The sequence below is a fragment of the Oleiphilus sp. HI0117 genome, from assembly GCF_001635235.1.
In genome coordinates this window covers 1-1,022 of the sequence record NZ_LWGA01001054.1, presented here as the reverse complement: position 1 = coordinate 1,022, position 1,022 = coordinate 1, and the positions used below count along the sequence as shown (strand labels likewise).

Here is a 1,022-nt window from a genome sequence, read left to right as displayed (position 1 = left end):
AGCAAGTAACCTGCCATCAAGGTTTTACTCTCAAGGTATAAGGATTTATTGAACGGCTTCCATGAATCAAACCGATCTGGTAATGAGGCGATAAGTCTCTCCTCTGCATTAACATTTAATTCTGATGATAAGGCGTCACTATAGAAAATTTTTGCTTTTGAAGTTGATGCGATCCTTGGCAAATGTGAGAAAAGAGGATGGTTCGGTTGGTCTACACCTCCACCAAAAAAAGCTTTCAAGAAGGAGCCGGCTCGGTCACGAGACATATCTAAATAAGGATATAAGCGCTTGATTAATAAAGGGCGCCAGGATGAGTCAGGCTGGCGTGACCAGAACTCTCTAAGTTTGGCTTCTTTAAAAAGGTCATAACCACCGAATATTTCGTCCGCTCCTTCTCCTGTTAGTACTACCTTGTAGTTTTGCTGTCGAGCCAGGGCTGATAAGCGACCCATAGGGATGGGCGCTGTACGTACAATAGGGCTTTCAGTGTGCTTTATGCAGTCCAAGAAGTCATCCGCAATATTGCTGTACTTGCACTGTGTTGAAAAGTGACTGGTGTTTAAGTGTTCGACCATGGTTTTTTGGTGCTTGCTTTCATCCAGGTCAGCATCTTCGAAAGTGAGTGAAAAGGTGCTGAGGTCTCCGTGATCCAGGTGTTTGATGAGTGAAACCAGGATCGATGAATCTAAGCCGCCCGAAAGATAGGCTCCAACGGGGACGTCAGCCCTTAAACGAATGCGAACGGCTTCTTCTAGAAGTTCAGATACCTTCTGCGCTGCAATCTTTTCATCTACTATGTGTGGGGCGGTTCCAGATGAAAATGGATAATCCCAGTATTGGCGTCGCGTTAAGTTTCCTTTCTCAAAAACAACCTGCTCTCCTGGTTTAACCTCGTAGACATTCTCAAATGCTGTGTTAGGAGAGACAGGTGCCCAATAGCTAAGTATTTGGTCTAAAGAGTTTAGGTTTAGTTTTGGTGCTGAAGGAAGTGTACACAGTATGGCTTTAACTTCTGATGCAAA

General features: G+C 44.3%; 1 protein-coding gene. It reads right to left on the bottom strand.

Annotated elements, in window-relative coordinates:
* A partial coding sequence (locus tag A3757_RS18915; RefSeq protein ID WP_231878322.1) for an asparagine synthetase B occupies positions 1 to 1,022 on the bottom strand: 1,022 nt, incomplete at both ends.